This window comes from Catellatospora paridis, assembly GCF_009720365.1.
Taxonomy (GTDB): domain Bacteria; phylum Actinomycetota; class Actinomycetes; order Mycobacteriales; family Micromonosporaceae; genus Catellatospora; species Catellatospora paridis.
On the sequence record NZ_ML769313.1, the window covers coordinates 526,329 to 546,420 of the forward strand.

General features: G+C 72.5%; 20 protein-coding genes. 8 read left to right on the forward strand and 12 right to left on the reverse strand.

Annotated features, from left to right (window positions below; translation table 11 throughout):
• Positions 1 to 110: 110 nt before the first annotated feature.
• Positions 111 to 1,028, reverse strand: coding sequence for an aminoglycoside phosphotransferase/kinase family protein (locus F9C41_RS07250; protein ID WP_155385866.1), 918 nt, complete (start codon positions 1,026 to 1,028; stop codon positions 111 to 113).
• A gap of 41 nt (positions 1,029 to 1,069) precedes the next feature.
• A complete protein-coding gene (locus F9C41_RS07255; RefSeq protein WP_155385867.1) occupies positions 1,070 to 1,540 on the reverse strand; it encodes a GNAT family N-acetyltransferase in 471 nt (156 codons plus the stop codon).
• A gap of 58 nt (positions 1,541 to 1,598) precedes the next feature.
• Between F9C41_RS07255 and F9C41_RS40590 the strand changes: the two genes are divergently transcribed.
• The gene (locus tag F9C41_RS40590) at positions 1,599 to 2,342 is read left to right on the forward strand and encodes a nucleotidyltransferase family protein (RefSeq protein ID WP_230689389.1); all 744 of its coding nucleotides are present in this window, start codon (positions 1,599 to 1,601) and stop codon (positions 2,340 to 2,342) included.
• A 155-nt stretch (positions 2,343 to 2,497) separates the two neighbouring features.
• Here F9C41_RS40590 and F9C41_RS07265 read toward each other — a convergent pair whose 3' ends face one another.
• Positions 2,498 to 2,902: an SRPBCC family protein gene (locus F9C41_RS07265; protein ID WP_155385868.1), complete on the reverse strand. Its 405-nt coding sequence runs from the start codon at positions 2,900 to 2,902 to the stop codon at positions 2,498 to 2,500.
• Entirely contained in the window at positions 2,899 to 3,210 is a 312-nt protein-coding gene (locus F9C41_RS07270; RefSeq protein WP_155385869.1) for a metalloregulator ArsR/SmtB family transcription factor, read from the reverse strand. The genes F9C41_RS07265 and F9C41_RS07270 overlap by 4 nt, the downstream gene beginning before the upstream one ends.
• 125 nt (positions 3,211 to 3,335) lie before the next feature.
• Here F9C41_RS07270 and F9C41_RS07275 point away from each other — a divergent pair, with 125 nt between their 5' ends.
• The 3 genes from F9C41_RS07275 to F9C41_RS07285 all read left to right on the forward strand — a co-directional run bounded on the left by F9C41_RS07275 (position 3,336) and on the right by F9C41_RS07285 (position 7,603).
• On the forward strand, positions 3,336 to 5,714 hold the full coding sequence (locus F9C41_RS07275) for a glycoside hydrolase family 3 C-terminal domain-containing protein (protein WP_269058901.1): 2,379 nt from the start codon (positions 3,336 to 3,338) through the stop codon (positions 5,712 to 5,714).
• Positions 5,711 to 6,700, forward strand: a complete 990-nt coding sequence (locus F9C41_RS07280; protein WP_155385870.1) for a LacI family DNA-binding transcriptional regulator — start codon at positions 5,711 to 5,713, stop codon at positions 6,698 to 6,700. Before F9C41_RS07275 ends, F9C41_RS07280 begins: the two co-directional genes overlap by 4 nt.
• A 270-nt stretch (positions 6,701 to 6,970) precedes the next feature.
• Entirely contained in the window at positions 6,971 to 7,603 is a 633-nt protein-coding gene (locus F9C41_RS07285; RefSeq protein WP_155385871.1) for an HNH endonuclease family protein, read from the forward strand.
• A 309-nt stretch (positions 7,604 to 7,912) separates the two neighbouring features.
• Here F9C41_RS07285 and F9C41_RS07290 read toward each other — a convergent pair whose 3' ends face one another.
• The gene (locus F9C41_RS07290) at positions 7,913 to 8,425 is read right to left on the reverse strand and encodes an SET domain-containing protein (RefSeq protein ID WP_230689455.1); all 513 of its coding nucleotides are present in this window, start codon (positions 8,423 to 8,425) and stop codon (positions 7,913 to 7,915) included.
• 30 nt (positions 8,426 to 8,455) lie between these two features.
• A complete protein-coding gene (locus F9C41_RS07295; RefSeq protein ID WP_155385873.1) occupies positions 8,456 to 8,755 on the reverse strand; it encodes a hypothetical protein in 300 nt (99 codons plus the stop codon).
• A 378-nt stretch (positions 8,756 to 9,133) separates the two neighbouring features.
• On the opposite strand from F9C41_RS07295, the gene F9C41_RS07300 reads away from it, so the two are divergent.
• Positions 9,134 to 10,420: an enolase C-terminal domain-like protein gene (locus F9C41_RS07300; protein WP_230689390.1), complete on the forward strand. Its 1,287-nt coding sequence runs from the start codon at positions 9,134 to 9,136 to the stop codon at positions 10,418 to 10,420.
• On the forward strand, positions 10,417 to 11,469 hold the full coding sequence (locus F9C41_RS07305; protein ID WP_230689391.1) for a Gfo/Idh/MocA family protein: 1,053 nt from the start codon (positions 10,417 to 10,419) through the stop codon (positions 11,467 to 11,469). Before F9C41_RS07300 ends, F9C41_RS07305 begins: the two co-directional genes overlap by 4 nt.
• A 25-nt stretch (positions 11,470 to 11,494) precedes the next feature.
• On the opposite strand, the gene F9C41_RS07310 is transcribed toward F9C41_RS07305, so the two are convergent.
• The 3 genes from F9C41_RS07310 to F9C41_RS07320 form a co-directional block, all read right to left on the reverse strand.
• Positions 11,495 to 12,391 carry an RNA polymerase sigma-70 factor gene (locus F9C41_RS07310; protein WP_155385875.1) on the reverse strand — a complete coding sequence of 299 codons (897 nt, stop codon included), beginning with the start codon at positions 12,389 to 12,391 and terminating at the stop codon, positions 11,495 to 11,497.
• Positions 12,392 to 12,403: 12 nt separating this feature from the next.
• Positions 12,404 to 13,603 carry an NAD(P)/FAD-dependent oxidoreductase gene (locus F9C41_RS07315; protein WP_155385876.1) on the reverse strand — a complete coding sequence of 400 codons (1,200 nt, stop codon included), beginning with the start codon at positions 13,601 to 13,603 and terminating at the stop codon, positions 12,404 to 12,406.
• A 289-nt stretch (positions 13,604 to 13,892) separates the two neighbouring features.
• Entirely contained in the window at positions 13,893 to 14,960 is a 1,068-nt protein-coding gene (locus F9C41_RS07320) for a glycerophosphodiester phosphodiesterase family protein (protein WP_155385877.1), read from the reverse strand.
• Between the two features lie 236 nt (positions 14,961 to 15,196).
• Here F9C41_RS07320 and F9C41_RS07325 point away from each other — a divergent pair, with 236 nt between their 5' ends.
• A complete protein-coding gene (locus F9C41_RS07325; protein ID WP_155385878.1) occupies positions 15,197 to 15,928 on the forward strand; it encodes a hypothetical protein in 732 nt (243 codons plus the stop codon).
• Here F9C41_RS07325 and F9C41_RS07330 read toward each other — a convergent pair.
• Genes F9C41_RS07330 through F9C41_RS07340 form a run of 3 tightly spaced genes read right to left on the reverse strand, consistent with a single transcriptional unit; the run spans position 15,918 to position 18,872 of the window.
• On the reverse strand, positions 15,918 to 16,721 hold the full coding sequence (locus F9C41_RS07330; protein ID WP_230689392.1) for an ABC transporter ATP-binding protein: 804 nt from the start codon (positions 16,719 to 16,721) through the stop codon (positions 15,918 to 15,920). The two genes, F9C41_RS07325 and F9C41_RS07330, sit on opposite strands and share 11 nt — an antisense overlap.
• Positions 16,722 to 16,779: 58 nt before the next feature.
• Positions 16,780 to 17,835 (reverse strand): FecCD family ABC transporter permease, encoded by a 1,056-nt coding sequence (locus F9C41_RS07335; protein WP_230689393.1) that lies wholly within the window; start codon positions 17,833 to 17,835, stop codon positions 16,780 to 16,782.
• 5 nt (positions 17,836 to 17,840) lie between these two features.
• Entirely contained in the window at positions 17,841 to 18,872 is a 1,032-nt protein-coding gene (locus tag F9C41_RS07340; RefSeq protein ID WP_155385880.1) for a FecCD family ABC transporter permease, read from the reverse strand.
• 143 nt (positions 18,873 to 19,015) lie between these two features.
• On the opposite strand from F9C41_RS07340, the gene F9C41_RS07345 reads away from it, so the two are divergent.
• Complete coding sequence (locus tag F9C41_RS07345; protein WP_155385881.1) at positions 19,016 to 20,056, forward strand: iron-siderophore ABC transporter substrate-binding protein; 1,041 nt, start codon at positions 19,016 to 19,018, stop codon at positions 20,054 to 20,056.
• The last annotated feature ends 36 nt before the right edge of the window (positions 20,057 to 20,092 follow it).

Below are 20,092 nucleotides of genomic sequence, written 5' to 3' on the forward strand. Positions count from 1 at the left end.
CGCCGACGCCCCGCCGGCGTCGCGCGCCGGGACGGTCCAGCCGCGCTGCCGCCGGCATCGAGCCGGCGCCGATCCGGGACGAGCGCCCGGCCGCGTGTGCCGGCCTGCGCTCAGGCTCCGGCTAGGGTGAGCCGGCGATCGGCCTCCTCGGGCGACAGCCACGCGACGCCGTCGAGAGCGAGCTTCTTAGCGTTGAACGCGTCGATCCAAAGGCTCGCCGCCCAGGCCGCCTGCACCTGCCCGGCGCTCCAGCAGGAGCCGGCGGCCTGCTGGTACGCCTCGACGAACGCCGCCGACTCGTCCAGCGTGGCCGGTCGGCGCACGACCCCGGTGGGCCAGCAGGCGGCGGCCAGGCCGACGATCACCGGCTCCGGCGCGCTGATCAGGCTGTCCCAGTCGTGCACCGCCCACGGCTGCCCGCCGCGCCAGCGAAGGTTGTGCGCGCCCCAGTCGCCGTGCCCGACCACCGTCGGTCCCGCCAGACCGCGGCGCAGCCGACGGCGGACGCGGTCGCCGACCTCGTCCAGCCAGGCCGTGTCCGGCAGGGCGTTGAGGTCGGCAGCACGGTCGTCGGCGGGTGGCCAGATCCGGCCGAGCTCGTGGTCCCAGGCGGTCCACGGCGGGTGCGGCGCGAACATGTCCGCGGCCTGCGGTCGGGGTGCCTGGCGGACCAGGCGGGCGAGCAGCGCGGCGTACTGTGCCACGCCGTCGAGCGCCAGCAGGTCGCCACCCGGGACCAGCACCTCCGCGGTGGCGGCGTGGGCACCGAACGGCACCGGCCCGAGCAGCGGGCGCGGGCACGGGAACCCCGAGTGCCACAGTGCCTGCTGCACCGCGGTGCACACGGCGAGCCGGGCTGCGGGCGGCCGTACCTTCACGACCACCTTGCGGTCGTCCTTGAGCCGTACGCCGACGACGGCCGACAGGTGCGCGGTGGTGAACAGGGTCTCCGAGACGCCGGAGCCGAGCCAGCGCAGGCACCACGCGTCGAGCTCGGTGTCGGCCGGGGCGGGCTGTGATTGCGCCATGGCGCGGCAGGCTAGCACCAGCGGCGTCGCCGTGCCGTCCCTCAGGCGGTGACCTGCAGTCGCGCCACGACCTCGGTGTCCTCGGTCTCGCCGGTCTCGGTGAAGCCGAGGCCCGCGTAGCAGCGCCGGGCGGCGACGTTGGCCGGCTCGTACGACAGCGCGAACCTGCTGATCCCGTGCTCGGTGGACAGCAGTTCGATCGCGGCGCGCACCGCGGCCCGGCCGTAGCCCCGGCCCTGCCGTGCGGCGTCGATGATGATCCCGCCGAGCCAGGCCGCGCCGTCGGCGGGGTCGACGGTCCACATGAGGAAACCGACGACGTCGCCTTCGGTGTCGAGCACCGCCAACGGCTGCCAGCCCAACTCGCCGTAGTGGCACAGCGCCAGGTAGTAGGCGGGCGCGGCGACCCAGTCCGACTGCGACTCGGCGACGGTGAGCGCGGTGACGGCGCGCCAGTTGACGGCGTCGACGGGCGCGAGCCGGACGGGATTAGGCGTGACAGGGGCGGTCATGTCGGGCATCATGCCAGGTCGGACGGGTGTCGATGGCTATGGGACCGGAGAGCTGGGAATGCCGGACATGATGGAGTTCTGCGCGCACGCCGTCGCGGAGCTGACCGTGCGCGGTCAGCTGCACGGCGAGCCGGTGGTGCTGGTGGGCAGCCACGCGCGGGGCACCGCGACGGCGGAGTCCGACGTGGATCTCCTGGTGCTGGGGCAGGGTCCGGAGTATCTGCTGGAGGTGATCGGCGAACGGCTGGTCGCGCTGTCCTGGCGCACTCCGCAGGAGCAGCGGCGGCGGTTCGCCGCCCCGGCGTCGGCGGTGGCCGAGGTGCCCGCCTGGCGCGCCGGCGTGGTCGTCCAGGACGCTGAGGGCATCGCGGCCGGCCTGCGCGCGCAGGCGCTCGCCTTCACCTGGAAGGCGTTGGCCGCGCAGGCGGACGAGTGGGTCGCCGAGCAGGTCACCGGCTTGGCCGAGGAGGCGCACAAGGTGGCCGCCGCGCTGCGTACGGGCCGTGCACGGATGGCCGCCGTGCAGCGGAACGTGCTGGTGCTGCGCCTGCCCATGGTGCTCGCCGTGCACCTGGGCCTGCTGTACGACAGCGAGAATGAGGTCTGGGACCTGGTCGCGGCGGCGGCCGGTGGCGCGTGGGCTGACCTGCAGGATGCCGCGCTCGGGCTGCGCGACCTGCCGCCCGACGACGCCTGCCGGGCCGCGCTGGCCCTCTACCGCGATGCCGCCGCCCGGGTCGGCGGACTGCTCGACCCGCGGCAGGCTGCCGTGGTCGCGCGCGCCGTCGCGCTGACGGGCTGACCGGCACGCGTGCCGTCCGGTGGGTCCACGCCGCGGTGCGGGTCCGAGCAACCGGGAGGCCTGACTCCGTCCACCGGCGACGATCTTGCGCGAGTGGCCCTCTTCGGGCGTGCCGTGGGGACATCCGTGCAAGATCGTCGCGGGAGCGGCGGGCGTCAGGCGGCGAGCGCGGATTCGATGCGGCGCAGCAGGCCAGGCCAGCCGCGGGACATGCCCTCGAAGGCGGTGCGACCCACCGGGGAGTCGAGGTCCAGGCCCGCCTGCTCGAAGAACAGCCGGGTGCCGGTGCCTTCGGGCTCCAGGCGGAAGGTGATGGTGTTGTCCAGCGAGCCGGTGGCGAAGCTGTAGCTCAGCAGCTTCTCGGGCTCGACCACGAGCACCTCGCAGGGCTGCTGCCCCCAGTTGCCCATGTCGAGGGTGAAACGGTGGCCGACGACGGGCCGCACGTCGCCCGCGGCCCACCACTTCGCGTGCAGCTCGGGATCGGTCAGTGCCTGCCACACCCGCGCGGGCGGGTGGCTGAGGAACTGGTCGCAGCGGATGACACCTGGTTCGGTCATGAGAATTCCTCGTCGAGTACGTCGCGCAGCGACCTGAGCCGCTCGCGCCAGAAGTGTTCGTAGGGATGCAGCCACTGCCCGACCTCGGCCAGGGGTTGCGCTTGCAGGTGGTAGTACCGGTGGCGGCCGCGCGGCTCCTCGCGCACCAGGCCCGCGCCGCGCAGCACCTGCAGGTGCTCCGAGACCGCGGGCCGGCTGAGCGAGAACTGCCCGGCGAGCTCGCCGGCCGCGCGCGGGCCCTCGCGCAGCGAGTCGAGCAGCTGCCGGCGTACCGGATTGGCCAATGCGCTGAACACGTCAGTGGTCACAGTCGGTGACAATACGTCGGAGAATTCCGACGTGTCAACTTCTTCCGACACGTTGGGGCCTTGACGGTGGTGGTTACGCGCGTAACCATCACTGTTGGCCGGTGACCACGAGATGGGGAGCGCTCATGACGGCGACGGCGGACACCGACCAGCTCGTGGCGTCGATGACCCTCGCGGAGAAGGCGGCGCTGTGCGCCGGGCGCGACTTCTGGTCCCTGTACGGCGTGCCCCGGCTCGGCGTCCCCGAGATCCTCGTCGCCGACGGCCCGCACGGGCTGCGCAAGGAGCTCAGCACCGAGCAGGTGCCGCTCGGCGCCAGCGTCCCCGCCACCTGCTTCCCGACCTCGGCGGGCATGGCCTCGACCTGGGACCCGGAGCTGATCGAGCAGGTCGGCCGGGCGCTGGGAGCCGAGGCGCGGGCTGAAGGCGTCAGCGTGCTGCTCGGCCCCGGCGTCAACATCAAGCGCACCCCGCTGTGCGGCCGCAACTTCGAGTACTTCAGCGAGGACCCGCTGCTGGCCGGGCGGATGGGCGCGGCCTGGATCCGCGGCGTGCAGAGCCAGGGCGTGGGCGCCTCGCTCAAGCACTTCGCCGCCAACAACCAGGAGCACCGCCGGTTCAGCGTCGATGCACTGGTCGACGAACGAGCGCTGCGCGAGGTGTACCTCGCCGCGTTCGAGGGAGCTGTCGCCGGGGGCGCGCCGTGGACGGTCATGTGCGCCTACAACCGGGTCAACGGCGTCTACGCCGCCGAGCACGGGTGGCTGCTGACCCGGGTGCTGCGCCAGGAGTGGGGCTTCGACGGCATCGTGGTCTCCGACTGGGGTGCGGTCAACGAACGGGTCGACGGCCTCGCCGCCGGGCTCGACCTGGAGATGCCCGGCTTCGGCGGCCACCATGACCAGCTCATCGTCGATGCCGTGAACAGCGGCCTGCTGCCCGTCGACGTGCTCGACCGGACCGTCGCGCGTTTCCTCACGCTGATCGAGCGCACCGCGCAGGCCCGCGCGGGCGGGCACTCCTACGACCGCGACGCCCACCACGCGCTGGCCGGGCGGGTCGCCGCCGAGGGCACGGTGCTGCTCAAGAACGACGGCGGACTGCTGCCGCTGGCGTCGGGCGGGCGGATCGCGGTCATCGGCGCGTTCGCCAAGCAGCCCCGCTTCCAGGGCGCGGGCAGCTCGCACATCAACCCGCACCGCCTCGACGACCCGTACACCCGGCTGTCCGACCTGGCCGAGGTGACCTACGCCCCCGGCTACCGGCGCGACTCCGACGAGACCGACGACGAGCTGCTCGCCGAGGCGGTCGAAGCGGCGCGCGCCGCCGACACCGTGCTGCTGTACGTCGGCCTCACCGAGAGCTACGAGACCGAGGGCCTCGACCGCACCCACCTGCGCCTGCCCGCGAGCCACGACGCCCTCGTCGCCGCCGTCGCAGCGGCCAACCCGCGAACCGTGGTGGTGCTCCACAACGGCGCGCCCGTCGAGCTGCCCTGGCACGCCGACGTGCCCGCGATCGTCGAGGCCTACCTCGGCGGGCAGGCCGGCGGCAGCGCCGTGGCCGACGTGCTGTTCGGCCGGTGCGAGCCGGGTGGGCGGCTGGCCGAGACGTTCCCGCACCGCTGGGCCGACAACCCGGTGCACGCGCTGCCCACCGGTCCGCGGCAGGCCGAATACCGGGAGAGCGTCTACGTCGGCTACCGCTACTACGACACCGCGGGCGCCGACGTGCTGTTCCCGTTCGGCCACGGGCTGAGCTACACGTCGTTCGCCTTCGCGGACGTCACGGCCACCGGAACCGGCCCCGTCGAGGTCACCGCCATCGTCACCAACACCGGCGAGCGCACCGGCAGCGAGGTGGTCCAGGTGTACGTGCACCACCCGGCCGCCGCCGGGGCGCGTCCCGACCAGGAACTCAAAGGCTTCGCCAAGGTGCGCCTCGCACCGGGGGAGTCGCGCGCCGTCACGATCAGCCTCGACCGGCGCGCCTTCGCCTGGTACGACGTCGCCGGCGCGCGCTGGGCCGTCACCGGCGGCCGGTACGAGATCCGCGTCGGCGCGTCGTCGCGCGACATCCGCGCCACCACCACCGTCGAGGTGACCGGCGACGGCCCGCCCGCCCCGGCCTACCCGGTGCCCGCCGCCGGGCAGCAGTGGGACCGGGACCGCTTCGCCGCCCTCCTCGGCCGCCCGCTGCCCGACAACACCGCGGACACACCCGGCGCGTTCACGCTGAACACCCCGCTCAACGACATGCGCAGCTCCCCGGTGACCCGGCTGCTGCAGGCCTCGGCCCGGCGGCAGGCCCGCGGCCTCGTCAAGGACCCGAAGAGCCCGATGGCGCTGCTCATCGGCGCGATGCTCGACGAGTCACCGCTGCGCCTGCTGTCGATGATGAGCCGCGGCAAGGTCGGCCGCCCGGCCCAGGAAGGGCTGCTCGACCTGGTCAACGGGCACTGGCTGCGCGGCCTGGGCCGGCTCGCCCGGGCCCGGCGGCAATGACCGGACGCCGCCCCACCAGCGCCGACGTGGCCCGCGAGGCCGGGGTGTCCCGCGCGACGGTGAGCTACGTGCTCAACGACGCCCCGGGCGAGCGCATCGCCCAGCCGACCCGGGAACGGGTGCTCGCCGCCGCCGCGCGGCTGGGCTACGCCCCGTCGCTGGCGGGACGGACGCTGGCCAACGGGCAGAGCGACATCGTGCTGCTGGCCATGCCCGATGCGCCGTCCGGGGAGCTGACCTCTCGATTCGTCGACGCGGTCACCCGCTCGCTGGCCGCACAGGGCCTGACCCTGGTCGTCCACTTCGACGTGCCGTCCGCGCCCCGGCTGCCGCGCCTGGCCGCGATGCTGTCGGTGCGCGCCGTGCTCAGCCTGTTCCCGCTGCCCGACGCCGACAACGCCGCCCTGCGGCGGATGGGCATCCGCGTCGTTCCGGCCGGCACCGAGTCCGACGGGCTCGCCACCTCCGCACTGTTGCGCAGGCAGGGCCGGATGCAGGTCGAGCACCTCGTCGCGGCGGGACACACCCGGCTCGCGTACGCCCTGCCCGCCGACCCGCGCCTGTCCGTCTTCGCCGACCCCCGCCACGACGGCGTGCGCCAGGCCTGCGCCGAGCGCGACCTGCCGGTGCCCGCGACCTTCACCGTGCCGGACGACCCGTCCGCCGTCGTCCCCGCGGTACGCGCCCTGCTCGCCGATGCGCCCCAGGTCACCGCGATCTGCGCGTACAACGACGAGGTGGCGCTCGCGGTCCTGCACGGCCTGCGCGAACTCGCAGTGCACGTCCCCACCCGCATGGCACTCATCGGCGTCGACGGCATCCCCCTGTCCGCCTACAGCGCCCCACCCCTCACCACCATCACCGTGGCCCCGGCCGCCACCGCCCGCCACCTGGCCCGCGCCGCCGTCGCCCGCCTCGCCGGCGACCGCGCCACCCCCGTCCCCATCGAAGACGTCCTCCACCTCACCCCCCGCGCCACCACCTGACCAAAGGAAGGACACCTTCACGTCGCTCTGCGTAGCGGAAGGTGCCCTTCATAACGCCATACGCCGCTGACCTGCATGGCATGACGTGTCCTTGTGCGGAGTCCGATGCAGACCGGTCGGCGGGGACGGTGCTTTCACAAGAAATTCATGCCGTCGTACGGCTCCGGTCTGGATCAACGGCCACACATTTGAGATGGTCCATCTGTCGTCGTCGTGACCCCAGCCGGACCCCCCACCGGCCGCGGCGACGGACAGTCGGGAGACCCTCCAATGTCCCGTGTCCTGAAGGCGTTGGCCGCCACCGCGGCCGCCCTGGCCATGTCGTTCACCCTCACCGCGACACCGGCCCACGCCACCCCGCCCAACATCCCCTCCTACAGCACCGCCGTGAGCCGCCTCGCGGCGTTGACGGTCACGGCCGAGTCGCACGGCTCCACGTACAACCGTGACCTGTTCCCGCACTGGATCACGATCACCGGCGCCTGCAACACCCGCGAGCAGGTCCTCAAGCGCGACGGTGTCGGCGTCGTGGTCAACAGCAGCTGCGCCGCGACCTCCGGGTCCTGGTACAGCCCGTTCGACGGCGCCACCTGGACCGCGGCCTCCGATGTCGACATCGACCACATGGTCCCGCTGGCCGAGGCGTGGGCTTCCGGCGCCTGGGCGTGGTCGACCGCGCAGCGCCAGACCTACGCCAACGACCTCGGCGGGCCCGAACTGTGGGCGGTCACCGACAACGTGAACCAGTCCAAGGGCGACAAGGACCCGGCGGAGTGGCAGCCGTCGCTGTCCTCGTTCCGCTGCACCTACGCCCGCGCCTGGATCCAGGTGAAGTGGTACTACAACCTCACCGTCGACAGCGCGGAGAAGTCGGCCCTCAACGGCATGCTCGCCACCTGCTGATCGTTACGCAGCTCGGCAGTCCCCGGCCGCGGGCGGAATCCGCCGGCGGCCGGGATCCGTCACGGGCGGAGTCCGCTCACGATCTTGCCCAACACCATGGGGCGCTTCGATCTGATCCGGGCGGACGTGGAACTCGTCGCGGCCGTCCTCGCTCGTCACGCTGTCGATCGCCGTCGACACGACGAGCTTGCCCGGGCCAGTCGTCGTCGATGAGCTCGGCAGCCTCGACCTTCAGCAGCGACCAACTCGGCGCCGACCCCTCAGGCCGGGTGCACGGTGGCGGGGGCATCGGCGGGGCGGGACTCGTCGTCAGGTCGCGCGGATGCGGTCGAGCAGCAACGGAATCCAATGGTCGTCGTAGCGTTCGCGCAGGTCCGGCAGTTGCCAGTCGTCGCCGGTGATCACGCCGCGGCACAGCGACGCGCCGCAGGCGCAGTCCATGCGGAAGCCCCCCACCGCTGTGCTCGTGCCGTAGTCGTTGGTGAGTTCCTCACCGGCCGCGATGTCGCGCCTGGCAGCGAGCGTGTACGCGTCGACCCACCACAGGTTCGGGTCGCAGCTGTGGTTGCCGTACCCGTTGGGACGGCGCGGCGGCAGGACCAGGTGCAGGTCGTCGGCGACGCTGACGGTGTCGACGTAGCGCTGCTCCCGAGCCGCCCGCGTGAACAGCTCCTGCAACTCCGCCCAGCTGACGAGGTGCCCGCCCAGCCGGGACACGACGGTCCCGGCCGGGAGGGCGGCACGCGCGAACAGACCCTTGCCGGCGATGGGGGAAGTGCCGAGCTCGACGTCGACGTGCAGCCAGCAGTCGGCTGCGGGCATGGCCACGCGATTCACCGTGTACGCCGGTCGTCAGCCGGTCGGTGCGCCGATGTGCTGCCGGACCACCTCGGGTGTGGCCGGTGTGACCACGGCCAGGATCTGCCGCAGCAGCCCATCCACGCCGTCGAAACGCCGATCCATGCCGTCAAGCCGGCTGTCGATGCCGTCGAGCCGGCCGTCGATGCCGTCGAGCCGACCGTCGATGCCATCGAGCCGACCGTCGATGCCGTCGAGGCGCTGGTTCACGCCGGCGAACTGCTCCTTGGTGTCGTGGCGGTGTTCGCGCAGGTCGGCGGAGAGTTCGTTGACTGCGCCGCGGAGCAACGTCACCTGGTCTCCAGGGTCGGAGAACCCTGCGGTGTTGTTGCGGAAAGCCTCGCTTTCGAGGGCTGTCAACCGCTGTTCGTGTGTCTGATTCACCTTTCGTCCTCCCCATGTCAGCTGCCGGGTGGCCGAGCCGCCCGGCGTGCCCTTCGCTCGATATTCTCCATCGACTAAGTCGGTTTCGCCACGACGTGGACGTGCCAGGCCGAATCGTGATCTGCCGTTCTACTCGAACGGGTGATTACCTCGAGCGGCGCGCCCGGCTGTCCCCACCCGTGGACCCGATCTTGCGGAATGCCCTGCTGCGGGTAGGGTCGCGATGATCCCTGCCGGACGGCGCCCGCTCACGTCACCCGGCCACTGAGACGCACCTGAAGGACAGCCATGTTGCAGGAGCAGACGGCGGACCCGCCGGCCGTGATGGAGGAGACGCAGGCGCCGTGGGCGGCGCGGGACGGTCTGCGGATCACCGGCGTACGCGCGATCGTCACCGCCCCCGAGGGCCTGCCCCTGGTCGTCGTCCGCGTCGACACCAGCGATCCCGGCCTGTACGGCTACGGCTGCGCCACGTTCACGCAGCGCTTCCACGCCGTCGTGGCAGCCGTCGACCAGCACGTCGGCCCGATGCTGATCGGGCGGCACCCGGCCGACATCGAGGACATCACCCGCATGGTGCACCTGTCGTCGTACTGGCGGGGCGGCCCCGTTCTCAACAGTGCCCTGTCGGGGGTGGACCAGGCGCTGTGGGACATCGCCGGCAAGCGTGCCGGGATGCCGGTGTACGAGCTGCTCGGCGGCCGGGTGCGCGCCGCCGCCGACACCTACCTGCACGCCGCGGGCGCGACCATCGAGCAGACCCTGGAGCACGCGCGGGAGATCCTCGACTCCGGCTACCGGCACGTACGCCTGCAGGCGGGCGGCCCCGGTCTGGGCACCTACGGCGCACCCGGCACGCCCGGCGGCTACCCCGACGCGCCCTACCCGGACGGCTGGGACGTGCAGCAGTACCTGCGCGACACCCCGAAGCTGTTCGCCGCCGCCCGCGAGGTGCTCGGCGAGACCCCGAACCTGATGCACGACGTGCACCACCGGCTCACCGTGAAGCAGGCCGTGGCCCTGGCCCGCGCCCTGGAGCCGTACCGGCTGTTCTTTCTGGAGGACCCGATCCCGCTGGAGCTGTACGACCGCCTGCCGGAGCTGCGCGCCGCCGCGCCGATGCCGATCGCGGTCGGCGAGCAGGTCGCCTCCGTCGCCGACGCGGCCCGCCTCGTCCTCGGCGGCGGGGTGGACCTGCTGCGGCTGCACATCTCCGCGATCGGCGGCCTCACCCCGGCCCGCAAACTCGTCGCGTTGTGCGAGCTGACCGGGGTCGGCACGGCCTGGCACGCGCCCGCAGACGTGTCGCCGATCGGCGCGGCCTGCAACGTGGCACTGGACGTGAGCAGCCCGGCGTTCTCGATCCAGGAGGGCCACCTGTGGCCCGACCCGGTGCGCGAGGTGTTCCCGGGCACGCTCGACCCGCGCGGCGGTTACCTCTATCCGAACGACGCCCCCGGCTGGGGCATCGAGGTCGACGAGAAGGCGGCGGCGAAGTACCCAGCCGTCACCCACCTGCACGAACGATGGTCGGCCCGGGTACGCCGGCCCGACGGGGGGATCGAGGCGCCGTGACCACACTCGCGATCGTCGGCACCGGCAACATCGCCGCCGGCTACCTGACCGACCTGCGCACCTATCCGGGCATCGAGGTCGTCGGCGGCTACGACAACGACCCGGCGCAGTCCGCGGCGTTCGCGGCCGCGCACGACCTGCCGATCTACGGCAGCCTCGACGAGCTGCTCGGCGACGAGAAGGTCGACGTGGTGGTGAACCTGACGCCGCTGTCGGCGCACGTCCCGGTCACCCGGGCGGCGCTGCGCGCCGGCAAGCACGTGTTCAGCGAGAAGCCGCTCGCGCCGACGGCGCACGAGGCGCGGTCGCTGATCGCCGAGGCGGCCGCGCACGGGCTGCGGCTGGGCTGCGCGCCGTTCACGTACCTGGGGGAGGCGATCCAGACCGCGTGGAAGCTGGTCCGCGACGACGCCGTCGGGCCGATCAAACTGGTGTACGCCGAGGTCAACCACGACCGGATCGAGTCCTGGCATCCGGCTCCGCAGGGGCCGTACCGGGCCGGGCCGCTGTTCGACGTGGGCGTCTACTCGTTGACGGCGCTGACCGCGATGCTCGGCCCGGCCCGCAAGGTGTGGGCGTACGGCACGATCCTCAAGCCGGACCGGGTGACCCTGTCCGGTGAGATGTTCTCCCCGCAGGCCCCCGACTTCTCGGTCGTCGTCCTGGAACTGGCCGGCGGCGCGACGGTGCGCCTGACCGCGAACTTCTACGTCGGCGCGGGCACCCGCCAGTCCGGCATCGAGCTGCACGGCGAGCGCGGCTCCATCCACATCGCCGACTGGACGAACTTCGACTCCGAGATCCGCGTCGGGCTGCCCCCGGAGCCGGTCGCCCTGCTGGGTGACCCCTACCGGGGCATCCCGTGGGGCCGCGGCATCGCCGAGTTCGTCGCCGCGATCAACGAGGGCCGCCCGCACCGCTGCTCGGCCGAGCATGCCGCCCACATCGTCGACATCCTCACCGCCGCCGCGCAGTCCCAGCGGACCGGAACCCCGGTCGAGGTCTCGTCGGCGTTCCCGCCGCCGCTGCCCATGCCCTGGGCGGCCTGAAAGGGGTCACCGGGCGAGGTGCGGCTCAGTGCAGGGCCAGGGGCGTCTCGGATTCGATGCGGGACAGCTTCTCCGGGTTGCGGACGTAGTAGATGCCGGTGACGCGGGCATCCTCGATCCGTAGCGCGGCGACGCCGTCGATCTGTCCGTCGAGGCGGAACACCAGCGCCGGGCCGCCGTTGATGACGGTCGGTTCGGTGGTGAGGGTGCCGCCGACCTTCTGCATGCTGCCGACGAACAGACGGATCGCCTTCTCCGCCCCGAAGACCGGCTGCAGCGCGGCCTGTTTGAGGCCGCCGCCGTCGCTGACCACGACCACGTCGGGTGCGAGCACGTGGAGCAGGCCCTGCAGGTCGCTGGTCTCGACCGCACGCTGGAACGCCTCCAGCGCCGCCCGCCGCTCGCCCGCGGAGACGAGCTTGCGGGGGCGGCGGGCGTCGACGTGCTGCCGGGCGCGGTGCGCGATCTGGCGTACGGCCGCCGGGCTCTTGTCGACGGCCGCGGCGATCTCGTCGTAGCTGACCTCGAACGCCTCGCGTAGCACGAAGACGGCGCGCTCGGTCGGCGAGAGCGTCTCGAGGACGAGCATCATCGCCATCGACACGCTCTCGGCCAGCTCGGCGTCGTCGGCGGTGTCCGGCGCGGTGCGCAGCGGCTCGGGCAGCCAGGGTCCGACGTAGGACTCCCTGCGCCGCTGCAGGGTGCGCAGGCGGTTGAGCGACTGGCGGGTGGTGATCCGGATCAGGTAGGCGCGCTGGTCCCGTACCTGATCCAGATCGACCTTGACCCACCGCAGCCAGGTCTCCTGCAGCACGTCCTCCGCGTCGGCCGCCGATCCGAGGATCTCGTAGGCGACGGTGAAGAGCAGGTTCCGGTGCTCGACGAAGGCCTCGGTCGCCTGGTCACCCGAATGGTCGCTCATCTCGGCGCCTCCTCAGGCCCGCCGGGCGGCGGCCGGTGCCTCACCGGCCTTGACGCGCAGTGCCGTCCGGCGGCTGCTGTCCTTGAACCAGAGGTTGAGCGAGCCCGGTTTGCGGGCCTCGTGGGTCATCTGCCAGACGGTGCTCTTGCACACGCCCTCCTTGAGCATCGCCATGGGCTTGCCGCCCAGCAGGTAAACCCTGGTCACGGAGTCGTCCTTCTTTGCGTACTGGACGACTCCGGCGCCGCGGCCGAGGCTGATGCACTGGCCGAAGAGGCCGACGTGGAAGTCGGCGGGCCGCTTGCCGGCGATCCGGCTCAGCACCGTGTCGGCGGCCTGCGGGCCGATCTGCATCGCGGACTGGCAGCTCATCCGCACCGGCAGGTCCGACGGCGCCGCCGAGTCCCCGGCGGCGATGATGCGCACGTCGTCGACGCTCGTGAGCGTCTCGTCGGTGCGCAGGCGGCCCAGGGCATCGGTGCTCAGCCCGCTGCGGGCGGCCAGGTCCGGGACGCCGAATCCGGCGGTCCAGATGGTCACGGCGCTGGGCAGTTCGCGGCCGTCGGCGAGCAGGACGGTTTCACCGGTCGCACCCGTCACGGTGGCGCCGGCGCCTTCGAGCACGGTCACGCCGAGCTTGGTGAGCCGGTCGGCCACCGCGCGCCGGGCACGCGGGTGCAGGTAAGCCCCGAACACCCGGCCGCATACGAGGGTGACCTTCCGGCCCTGCTCTGCCAGCTCGGATGCGGTTTCGATGCCGGTCGAGCCGCCGCCGACCACCGTCAGCACGGCCGAGGCCGGTGCGGCGTCGACGACCGGCCGTAGCCGCTGGGCCTCCTCCAGGGTGGAGATCGGGTAGGCGTGCTCGGCCGCGCCGGGCACGCTCGGTGCGGCGGAGCCGCTGCCCACGGCGTAGATCAGGTAGTCGTAGTCGAGGGTGCCGCCACTCGCCAAGGTCACGCGACGCCCGGCCGCGTCGATCCAGGTCGCGGTGTCGACGACCAGCCGGACGCGGGGGGCCAGAATCCGCCGGTAGTCCACGAGCGCGTCGTCGGATCCGGTGACCAGCTGGTGCAGGCGGATCCGCTCGACAAAGGCCGGGCGGGGGTTGATCAGGGTCACTGCCACGTCGTCGCGCTGCGTCAGGCGGTTGGCCGCCACCACGCCGGCGTATCCGCCGCCGACCACGATGACCTTGGTGTTCTCAGCCATTGACCTCTCCTTCGTCTTCAAGGTGCGGCCTCAAGACACCGCGCGCTCGGCGGTTTGTGACATCAGTGAGTCGGATCACTCGCCCAACACCGGGCCGAGCAAGATCGTCCCTTGTCGGGGACGGTCCCGGGAGGCGGCAGCCATGGCTCGGTGAGCCGAGATGGACAAAACGGTCGACCCTCATGCGAACGAGTGTTCGCATGAGGGTCGACCGCGCCGCCTGAGTCAGTGCAGGTCGGCGGACCGGCGACGGGTGGTCGGGGAGGACGTCCGCCCGTCGCCCAGCGTGTCAGCGCGCCTTGTACGCCTTGGGCAGCTTCATGCCGCGCTCGGCCATGAGGTCGCGCACCCGGTTCGGGTAGTCGGTGATGATGCCGTCGACGCCCATGTCCATGAGCGCGGCGACGGTGGGCATGTCGTCGCAGGTCCACGGGATCACCTTGAGGCCCCGGGCGTGTGCCCGGTCGACCATGGCCTTGTCCGGGTAGAACCGGAACCCCGGGTCGCCGATCTTGCCGTTCTGCGGGAATCCGTAGTTCGGCGACAGTGCGGTGACGCCCTTGATCGACGCGGCCGCGGCCACGAAGTCGCCACCGAAGTCGTCGGCGTCGATGCCGCCCAGCCACGGCGACGCGCCCGGCTGACCGACCTGCAGGAAGTCGTAGTTGGTCAGCGCCACCAGCGGCCACTTCGGGGCGAGGCGGTGCATCGCCATCAGCGCGCCCCAGTCGAAGGACTGGATGCTGACCTGCTTCTCGATGCCCGACCGGCGGATCTCCTCGAACACCCGGCGGACGAACAGCTCACGGGGCGCGGTCTGCTCCGGCGCGCCCGCCTCGACCTTCGTCTCGATGTTGAGCGTGACCTGGTGGGCACGGTAGCGCTTGACCAGGTCCAGCACGTCGCGCAGCTCGGCCATGCGCTGGCCCTTGATCTGCTCCTGCTCGGGGAAGCCCGGCAGCTGCTGAAATCCGCAGTCCATCGTCTTGACCTGGGCCAGCGTCAGGTCCTTGAGGTACTTGCCGACGTATGGATACATCGGGTCGCCGGGCGTCACCGGCGCGGTGTCGGCGCACTTCTGCGCGCTGACCTTGCGGTCGTGGGTGACGACGACTTTCTCGTCCTTGGTGATCTGCGTGTCCAGCTCCAGCGTGCTGACCCCGAGGCGCAGCGCCTTGGCGAAGCCTTCGAGGGACTCCTCGGTGGTCATGCCGATGCCGCCGCGGTGGGCCTGCAGGTCGAAGTGCGTCTTGTGGGGCAGCGGACCGTGGCCGCCGTGCGGCGACGCGAACGCGGCGGTCGGCACGGCGAGCGCCGGCACCACGGCCAGGGCGGCCAGGACGTGACGTAGGGACATGGGGGTACCTCGGTTTCCTCAAGATCTACTTACCGACTGACCGTAGGTGCCCACCCGATACCAGCCGTGACCTGGGCGTGAGGAGCCCGTGAACGTTCGTGGACGCGCCGGTGCCGCGGTGCGATGTGGAACACCCGCGCGAGATCCGGCTCAGTGGATCCCCTGGCGGCACTTCGGGGTCGCGGTCGGGGACCGACCCGGAGGCAGACCATGCGGTACGCGCAGAGGATCAGGGAGTGAAGAAACCTGCCGCCATCGCGCTGCTCGCCGCGCCGCTCCTGCTCGCCGCCTACGGGCTCGTCCGCATCATCGGCAAGTCCGACGGCGTCTACGGGCCGGGCCTGGACTGGCAGGCCGCGCACCTGCTCGCCCTCGCCGGTGTGCTCCTGTTCGTGCCGGGGGTCCTGCACCTGGGCGGACTGATGCCCCGCGGTCCGTGGCGGTCCGGCACGGTCGCCGTGACGCTGTTCGGCCTCGCGGCCTCGACGGTTCAGTTCGGAGCCGACATCTGGTTCGCGCTGCGGGCCGAGGACAAGGCCGGCATGCAGGCGCTGTCCGGTGACTTCGGCGACATCCCGGGCGTCGACCTGGTCGTCTACCAGGTGGGGCCGCAGCTGTTCTTCGTCGGCCTGCTGGTGCTGACGATCCTGGCGGCCCGCGCCCGGCGGCTGCCGTGGTGGAGCCCCGCCGTCCTGCTCGTCGGCATCGTCGCGCCGCCCGTGTCACTGGACCTGCTGTCGCTGTCCGGTCTGCTGATCATGGCGGCCCTGTGGCCGGCCGCCCACGGCGACCGTGCGGCCGTGTCCGCCGCCGTCCAGGGCACCGCCGTGCGTGACCGCGGCGCTGCCGGGTCGGCGGGCACCGGTACCCGTACGGCGGTCGGCCTCAGGCCGGCTTCGTTCGGCAGCGCAGACGCGGGCAGTGGAGACGAGGTGCCCGCAGGTCCGCCGCCGCGCATCACGCCGTGACGGCCCGGGCGGAGTGGTGGCGGCTCAGCGGGATGACCATCGGGGTGGCGGTGACGGGGTCGGGCACCACCTGGCAGCCCAGCCCGAACACCTCGGTGACCAGCTCCGCCGTCACCACCGTGGCCGGGTCGCCCTCGGCCGCGATCCGCCCGTCGCGCATCACCACGAGATGGTCGGCATACCGGCAGGCCTGGTTGAGATCGTGCAGCACCATCACCACGGTGCGGCCGTCGCGCCGGTTCAGGTCGGTGACCAGGTCCAGCACGTCGACCTGATGGGCCAGGTCCAGGTAGGTCGTGGGCTCGTCGAGCAGCAGCACCGGGGTCTGCTGGGCGACGGCCATCGCGATCCAGGCCCGCTGCCGCTGCCCACCGGACAGCTCGTCGACGGGCCGGTGGGCGAGGTCGGTCATGCCGGTGGCGGCCAGCGCCGCGGCGACGGCCTCCTCGTCGGCGGCGGACCACTGCCGCCACCAGGTCTGGTGCGGCGAGCGGCCCCGGCCGACCAGGTCGAGCACACTGATGCCCTCCGGGGCGGCGGGAGTCTGCGGCAGGATGCCCACCTGCCGCGCGACCTGCCTGGTCGGCAGCGCGTGGATGGCCCGCCCGTCGAGCAGCACCGCGCCGTGCGCGGGGCGCATCAGCCGGGCGAGCGCGCGCAGCAGGGTCGACTTGCCGCAGGCGTTGGCCCCGACGACGACCGTGACCCGGCCCTCGGGGATCTGCAGGTCGAGACCGGACACGACGGTCCGGTCGTCGTAGGCGAGGGTCAGGCTCTCGGCCCGGAGCGTCACCGGACCTCCTTGGTGGACAGGGCCGCCTGCGGGCGGTGGCGGGAACGAAGAGGTCACGTCAGCCTCCGCTGCCGGCGCGGTTGGAGCGGACCAGGAGCCGGAGCAGGAACCCGGCGCCGATGGCGCCGGTCACCACCCCGACCGGCAGGTCCGTGTCGGGGAGCAGGTGCCGGGCCAGCAGGTCGCTGCCGGACACCAGCAGGACGCCGGTCAGCGCGGACAGCAGGACCGGCGGCGCGGACAGCCTGGCCAGGCGCTGGGCGATCTGCGGCGCGGCCAGCGACACGAACAGCACCGGCCCGGCCGCCGCGGTGGCGAACGACACCAGCGCGACGCTGACCAGCAGCAGCAGGCCGCGGGCGAGCTGCACGGGGGTGCCGAGGCCGCGGGCGACGTCGTCGCCGAGCTGCAGGTTGCGGTTCCAGCCGGCCAGCAGCAGGGCCGCGGGCAGCAGCACCGCGACGGCGACACCCAGCGGGCGTACGGCCTCCCAGCCGCGCCCGTTGAGGTTGCCGACCAGCCAGCCGACCGCCTCCTGCGCCTGGTGCATCTTGGCCCGGGTGAGCAGGTAGTCGGTGGCGCTGGTGCACATCCAGGACACGCCGATGCCGACCAGCACGATCCGGAACCCGGTGCTGCCCCGCCGCCAGGCCAGCAGGTACACGGCGAGCGCGCCGAGCAGCCCGCCGGCCAGGCCCAGGGTGGGCGTGCCGAGGGTGTCGCCGAAGCCGAGCACGATCCCGGCTACGACCGCGGTGGTGGCCCCGGCGTTGATGCCGACCATGTCGGGGCTGGCCAGGGCGTTGCGGGTGATCGCCTGCAGCACCGCGCCGGAGGCCGCGAACGCCGCGCCGACCAGCACGCCGGTGAGCGCGCGGGGCAGCCGCACCTCGTGGACGACGAAGACGGTGCCGCGTGCGCCGGAGCGCCACAGCGCCGGGACCACGTCGACCAGCGGCACGGGGTAGTCGCCGAGCGCCAGCCCGAGGCAGAACACGCCGAATGCGGCGAGCGCGGTGCCGACGCACATGACGACCAGGCGCGGACGCAGGGGCAGGCCCAGTACCGCCGGCCGGAGCGTGCGCGGCCGGTCCTCGACGGCGGTGGCGGTCACGGTGCTCACATCTCGGCCAGGCGTCGGCGGCGGGCCAGCGCGATGAAGAACGGCCCGCCGAGGAACGCCACGACGATGCCGGCCTGGATCTCCTCGGGGCGGGCGACGACGCGGCCGAGCACGTCGGCGGCGATCAGCAGGCTCGGCGCGCCGAGCAGGGTCAGCGCGAGGATGCGCCGGTGGTCGGGGCCGGTGACCATGCGGGCCAGGTGCGGGGTGACCAGTCCGATGAAGACGATCGGCCCGGCCAGCGCGACGGCGGTGCCGGCCAGCACGGTGATGGCCAGGGTCGCGCGCAGGCGGATCAGGCCGACCCGGCGGCCCAGCGCCGCGGCGACGTCCTCGCCCAGGGCGAGGCTGTTGAGGGCGGGTGCGGTGGCCAGGGCGAGCACCGCCGCAGCGGCCAGCAGCGGAGTCACCTGCCACAGCGTGCCTGCGTCGGCGGAGGTGAGGGATCCGGCCGCCCAGAACCGGAACCGGTCCAGTGCGAGCGGGTTCTGCAGCACGAGGGCGCTGGTGAAGGAGCCGAGCAGGAACGTCACCGCGATCCCGGCGAGTGCGGTCTTGACCGGGGTCGCGCCGCCGCGGCCGAGGCCGCCGAGCAGGTGGACGCTGACCGCGCCGGCGAGCGCGCCGGCGAACGCGTACCAGATGAGGTTGGTGGGTGCGGTGCTCGCGCCGAACGCCGCGACCGCGAGCACGATGGCGAACGAGGCCCCGGCGCTGACCCCGAGCAGGCCGGGGTCGGCGAGCGGGTTGCGGGTCAGGCCCTGCATCAGCGCGCCGGCCAGGCCGAGCGCCGCGCCGACGAGCAGCCCGGTGGCGGTGCGCGGCAGGCGCACGTGCCACACGATCGCCTCGATCTGCGGGTCGACACGGGCGCGGTCGAACAGCGCTTCGGCGACCTGTCCGATGGGGACGGCGCGGCTGCCGAAGGTCAGCGAGAGCAGGCACAGCACGGCCAGCAGCAGCGCCGCGGCGGGCAGGTAGGCGATGGCGCGGCGCAGCGGGGCGGGTGGCGGGGGAGCGGGGGTCACTTCGACCTCATGGCGGCCATCTTAAGGTGAGGCTTGCCTTACTGCACGACAGGGCATGAGCTGGGCAAATGCCGTGAATCTTGAAATTAGGTTAGCCTTACTTTACCATCCCCTCAGTTGCCCACCCACGTCGAGGGGAAGTCATGTCCACCCTGCCGAAGCACGCCGGCCCTCCGCGCGCACGTCGTCTGTGGTCGGTCACCGGCCGTATGACCGCAGCGCTCGCGGTGGCCGCGCTGGCCCTCACCGCCTGCGGCGGTGACCCGGCCGCGACGCCCGCGCCGAGCGGTTCCGCAGCTCAGGGCGCAACCTTCCCCGTCACCGTCTCCCACAAGTACGGCGACACCGTCATCGACAAGGCCCCGACCCGCGTGGTCACCCTCGGGCTCAGCGACCAGGACCCGGTGCTCGCCCTCGGCGTGGTGCCGGTCGGCTCCATCGACTGGTTCGGCGAGCGCCCCTACGGCAAGTGGCCGTGGGCGCAGCCGCTGTGGGGCAGCAAGGCCCCCGAGGTCGTCGGCGAGCGCGACGAGTACAACCTCGAGAAGATCGCGGCGCTGAACCCCGACCTGATCATCGGTATGTACTCCGGCATGAGCCAGGACCAGTACACCAAGCTCACCCAGATCGCGCCGACCGTGGCGCAGGTCAAGGGCTACGACGACTACAGCGCGCCGTGGCAGGAGATGACCATGCACGCCGGCCGGGCGCTCGGGCAGCCCGCCAAGGCCGCCGAGCTGATCGCCGCGATCGACAAGCGGCTGGCCGACCTCAAGGCCAAGAACCCGCAGTTCACGGGCAAGACCGTGGCCGTGGTCGAGCCGTACGAGCCCGGCAAGTACGCCGTGTTCGCGCCGAGTGACCCGAAGGTCGTGCTGCTGACGCAGCTCGGCTTCACCGTGCCGGAGGCCATCGTCAAGGCGGCCGGCAAGGAGTACGCCGCGGAGATCGGCTCCGAGCGGCTCGACCTGATCGACGTGGACAAGCTCGTCTTTCTCACCGCCGATGCGTCCACCGAGACGACCGTCAAGGCCGACAAGGTCTACACCACGCTCAAGGTCGCCAAGGAGAACCGGGCCGTGTTCCTGCCGTACGAGACGCCGCCACTGGGCGCCGCGCTGTCCTTCAGCACGGTGCTGAGCATCCCGTACGCGCTGGACCAGCTGGCCCCACTGCTCGGCTGAGCCCGTCCCACCGTTACCAAACGCGCCACCCGTACC